The 5,932-nt window shown below is 28.3% G+C and carries 3 protein-coding genes; all 3 read right to left on the reverse strand.

Translation table 11 applies throughout. The features are described 5' to 3' along the window. Positions 1–4,866 (reverse strand): hypothetical protein (locus tag IY230_RS00345; RefSeq protein ID WP_196369370.1); only part of this gene is annotated, 4,866 nt, incomplete at its 3' end. Positions 4,867–4,991: 125 nt separating this feature from the next. After that, positions 4,992–5,771 carry a helix-hairpin-helix domain-containing protein gene (locus IY230_RS00350; RefSeq protein WP_196369372.1) on the reverse strand — a complete coding sequence of 260 codons (780 nt, stop codon included), beginning with the start codon at positions 5,769–5,771 and terminating at the stop codon, positions 4,992–4,994. Between the two features lie 37 nt (positions 5,772–5,808). Further along, positions 5,809–5,919, reverse strand: a complete 111-nt coding sequence (locus IY230_RS06725) for an IS3 family transposase (protein WP_374978439.1) — start codon at positions 5,917–5,919, stop codon at positions 5,809–5,811. Positions 5,920–5,932 lie beyond the last annotated feature (13 nt).

The following is a 5,932-nucleotide window of genomic DNA, read 5'->3' on the forward strand; positions in this document are numbered from 1 at the left end:
AATAAATTGTAGTGTTAAAAGCATTGATTCTTCATTAAACAATGTATTACTAATTGCTAAGTCAGCTGTTGTAATATTTGGGAAAGTAACATTTAAACTTGACTCTACATTAACTAAGTAATGATTAATTGCGTCAGCACCAATTTGGTGAACTTCTTCATTTTCTCCTAATATTTCAACAAAATGCTTAATAATATTTGAATTATATAAATGAGTAATTCCTTGTTCTTCAACTTGGTTTGCTACTTTATATCCTAAAAGACGATTAACAATGTCTAATGCATTGCCCTTAAAGTCTTCAACGTCTAAATTAGCACCATAAACTGCAAGAACTAAATCAACAAAATTATCTGTAGTAATTAAACTACTATCTAATACATATGTATCACTTGATGGTGCAGTAGTTGCGAATGGAAGTCTTGATAAAGCCTTCACTTCAACTAACTCTTCAGCCATCTCGCCTAATGCATCTGATGTTAAGACTACATCTAATGCATGTAATAAGAATGGAACTTCAAAAATATTTCTAGCTAGGCGATCAGTATTTCTTAAATCTAATAACAATCCTAAATCTTTAATTGATTTAATATTAGTTAATTCACTAAACTCATTAATATTTAATTCATCAATTGCAACAACTAACTTAGTCATTGCATCTAAATTAATTAATTCATAATGTAAGTCTAGGTCACTATTATTAATATAAACTGGATTAATATCCATGTTAATTGCTAAATTAGCAATTTGATCATTAATTAAGTCAGTTGCTAAGTTTGCAACTTCTTCATTTTCAATAACGTTTTGTAACATAAATTCAATAATATCTGAATTATAAATTTGTTCTAATCTACTTAACTGGCTAAATGATAATCCTGATCTTAATAAATTAGTAACATCACTTACTTCTACTTTAAAGTTACGTTCAATTAACGTTTCATCTTGTGCAGCAACTGCTAAGACTAAATCTAATAAGTGATTATGTTTTAACACTTTACCATTTTCAAAGAAGTCACTTGTTAATTTGAAAGCATCTCCTTCTAAATTAATTGCAGTCTCTCCATTAATAACTAAACGACTACTTGCAAAGTCAGCTAAGAAATCTAATAACTCATCGTCATTTAACGCTGTTCCCATTAAACCTCTTAATAAGATTGGTTTAGTTACAACTTCATAACCATTCTTATTACCAACTCTTACATCTTCTAATCCTCTAAATACTTCTAAGACTTCAATATTATTTAAATCATTGAAATCAACAACTTCTCTTAATGCTGCAAAAACATTAACTAAGTCTTTAACTTCATTAATACTAATTAAGTTATCACTATCAACTGGCATATGAATTACATTGTAGTAATCTTCATAATTTAAATTAATAGTATAGCCACTATTGTATAAGTTGATTAATAAATTATCGAAATAGTTTGCCCCAACTTCTTTAACTTCTGTCAACTTAATAACATTATCAACTAACTCGTGAACTAATTTAATTTCTAATATTGAAATTAAATTTTCAGTATTAACAACATTAAAGAAATCCATAATATTTTCTTGACTTGGATTTTGAACTAATGTTGCTGGTACTTGAATACTTTGTAGTCCTAATAATAACTCATGTAATGTATTAAGTGGTACTTCGCCATTAACTAATGCAACATCAAAATCAAAGACACCTGAACTAATATCATTTATTGGACTTAAGTCTTCTGCTAAGTTAAGTGCACTTAATCTTTCATAGACTAAACTATGTATTTCTTCATTTAATAATGCTTCTCTAAAAATACCATTTACTATTTTTGAATTAGCTACCTTAGCAATAACATCTTCATGAAGAATATTGAATGTTGTAACGCCTTTTTCTAAGCTTAAACTATCAACTAACTCTTTCATATTGTTATAAGGGGTATTTTCATCGTCTAAGTATAAGACTCCTAAACCTGCAATAACAACTAATTCTGTTAACTCACTACCAATTATATAACCATCTTCAGCTATCGCTAATTCTGGTAAATTAATATTAAAGTTTTGACTTTCAAATACATTTTCTAATAATACACTTGTTAGAGTAGTTGCATTTGATCTAACAAATAATGAATTTAATATTAATCCTAGTGATTCTTCTGTATCTGTTTCAATACCAAATCTTGAAATTATATCAACTGGTATATCTTCTAATCCTTTAACATTTTGAGTTAAATGATTATATGAAAGAATAAATTCATCATCTGCTAACATTGGTAATGTTTTAAATAAACCAGTAATAATATTGTTTAGTTCATCAATCCAAATTTCATCATTAAAATCTCTGTAATATAATTCATCTGGAGTTTTAATTGTTCCTAAATTATCAATTGTAAATTCTAATGTTTTAATGTATTCAACTGCTGAAGCAAGTAAAATAGAATTTTCATCTGCTTCGCTAAATCTTAAAATATCAATTATTGCTTCATGATCTAGAGCATAACTTAAGTTAATATCTAAGACATCAACGCCACTTGCTCTTTCAACATTAAGTGGTTTTGCTATTTCATACGCTAAATCTAAAACTCGTTTTAAATCGTAATTTAAACTTGCGTTTTCAGGAATAACCAATTGTTCGATTCCTGATTTATTTTTAACTAAATCAAGAATATCAATCCCTGCTATTTGTAATGTATCTAGACTTGTTAGTGCATTTTTAAACTGGAGAAAATCTGCTTCATTTATTCCACCAAAATCAGCAGCTAAAGTTAAATACGCATCCATATCTCCGTTATCAAAAATACTCTTAATTTTGGATAACGATGTAAAACTATACATTGAATCAACAACATCTAAAAGTTTATTGATTTCTGTTCCATATCTAATTTCACTATTTACTACTTTTAAAGCAATACCTTTAATTTCTTCGTCAGAAACAAAGCTTTCAACTAATGGTTCAGCTACAATTTCTAAAATATCATTGACAGCTTGACTTTCTTCAAATAAATGATGAATAATTTGTCTTACTGCTAAGAGACTTGCATCATCACTTAAAATATTATCAGTAACTGCAATAAAGTCTGCATCTTCTTCAAAGTATGCTTCAAGTCCTAATTGAACCATTAATTTATAGATGCTATCAATGTTTAATATTTCTTCACGATAATCCGCATCACTTAATGATTCAACTAATTCATCAGCAAATTCACTAATTAATTCTGGTTTAGTTCCGTAAACATAGTAATCAACACCAAGTGGTAATAATTTAATTAGTGTTTCTATTTCTACGATATTAACTAATGCTTGACTAATAACTGGACTTACTTCTTCTGATAAGAAAAGATCAAGGCTTAACTCGCCAGTAAAGATCGTATAATCAAAATCTTCAAATTCATCACTAAACATTGCCTCAACAAAATTTGCTATTGCAGCAATATCACCGTCTTCACCGATGAAGTGACGGTTATCCTCTAAAATGAATGCTAATCTTTCTTGAAGATATTCAACTGGATTATCAACCCAATCAATATTTTCTTTAATACCATCATTTGTAGGCGACTCTAATCTAATTAATGATTCAATTAATAGATTGGCACCAACTAATAATTCTAAATTACTTACTTCATGTAATATTTTTGCAACTTGACGTTTTTCTTCTACACTTAATTCTAAGAATAGATTAGGATCTTCTACCATTTCCATTAATTCTCCAACTGAACCTAATAACAATGCTTGTTCAATTGCTTTTGTTAATGAATCTGTTTCACCACTTAAATCAACTAACTTAAGTGCTGCAATTACATCTTTTGTATGAAGTTTATTACCATCTTCATCAAAGTCAGCATTTGGATCATAACCTAATATATCTGGTAATAAGTGTTTTGATGCTGCAGAAACACCTGCAGAATATAAAAGATTAACTAAATTTGAATTACCAATTTGACTTAATAAAAATTCCAAATCTTCAAAATGATCTTCATGATTAATTGATTTAATGTCAAAGTCGCTATCTAAATAACCGTTTTCAATTAAAACGGTTGCGACTTGACCTAACATTTTAATTTCATCAGATATAACTAAGTCTTTCTTTTCGTCTTTCGTAACAACTTTTGTTGTAAAGACAAAATCAAAAACTGATTTATCTAATGTTTTATCACCAATTTTAATATTACTTGTAAATTGACCAATCCCATATTTTTCAATTGCTTGAGCTGCTCGCAAGATTTCTAAAAATTGATTATCTTCGGTACTTCCACCATTACTTAGAAGAATTTTCTCAAAATTACTAATATTTTCTTCTGATGAGTTATCACCTTCTAATCCTCTAGAAAAACTTCCTAGCATAATTAATGGTAATAAAAACAGAAATGCTACAACAAATCCTCTTACAGCTCCAAGTGCTGCACCGCCTACTCTACTAAAATTATTAACACGGCGTTTTCTTGGAACGATAACAACTTCTTCTTGTTTACCTTTATTAACAACTTTTAATGAATATATTTCTTTCCCTTTATCAAAAAATCCACGATAAAGTGGTCTGAAAATAATCATTGTTAATAACCATTTAACAATTGGGTATAAAACAATAAAAGCAACAATTCTTATGACGACATCTATTACTGCAAATAATACAGCACTTAATTCAGGTTCAGTTAAATAAACCCTAATGTCATCAGGTATTGTTGTATACCTCTCAATAAATTCTAAAAGCGATCCTGGAGTAAATATTGTTCTGATGGTGAGGAACGAGACGCCAAATAATAAGACAAATGTTAAAACAAAACTAACAATTGTGTAGTATAGCGTTGGCTTTGTTCCCCTTCTAAAACCGTTTAGAAAGTGGAATAATACAAAGAAGCCGATTACGGCCCATTGTACGGCAACAATTAAAGATTCATAATTCATAAATTCTTTCTCCCCTCAAGTCTACTTCTCACTATATATTTTAACAAATATTTGATATATTAACAATGGTAAAATCATTTTAAGTAAGCGTTTTACATTGACTTACTTAATTTTTCGACTTTCTTTCAAGTTTTTGGCATTTCGTGAATATTTTGTAATGTGAATTTTAATTCACCTCTATATTCGTTAGGATTTATCTCAAAAATTAAGACTTCTTTTAAAAACTTAACTTTTAACCCTTGATAGTCCCTAGGAAATACTGTTAAATCAAGCTCGCTAAATCCATCACTAATACTTAAGAAAACCATCTTATCGTTCTTCTTAGTACTAATTTCACGTATCGATTTTATCAATCCAATGACTCTCGTTTGTTTTTTATGTTTAATCGCTTCACCAATGGATGTTACGCCGATTTTTTCGAAATCATTTTTATAATATTCTGAAATGTTATATCTTAAGTTTACACCTATTGCATTCCGTTCGTTATCCATGATTTCTAAATAAGAATAATCATCAGTTTCTGTAATTTTATAATCTTGTAAATAGGTTGAATAGAATACATCTTCAAAATCACTATTTAAGATCATCGTCTTCTTATTCAGACCAGTAAAGTCTAGTGCATTAACATAAATTAATTGTTTAAACTCATTTTCTGATAACATTTTAGAAAGTTTAGTTTTCGCTTCAAAAAAACTATTTATGATACCGTTTCCATGTTCTTCACTAATTTTCTCATATGTTTTAATGCCAATTCCTTTAATTTGTAATAGTGGCATTAAAATACCGTCTTTATAAACAACATATTTATCTTTACTATAATTTAATGCACTGCTATGATTTTCTAGGACACATAGGTACCACCTTTGAGAAATAAAAAGTGATACTATTATATCCTTGATACTTATATTTTATCATACATCATTTTCTAGATGTGTGGCTTTTTTAATTAAAGCCTTTTATAGTTCGATATTCAACTGGTGTTAAGTAATCTAATCGATAAGCTACTCTATGATGATTAAAATAATCCACATAGATTTCTATAGCTTTTTTGATATCACCAAAGTCA

The organism is Acholeplasma laidlawii (assembly GCF_015709225.1).
GTDB classification, from domain to species: Bacteria; Bacillota_I; Bacilli_A; order Acholeplasmatales; family Acholeplasmataceae; genus Acholeplasma; species Acholeplasma laidlawii_A.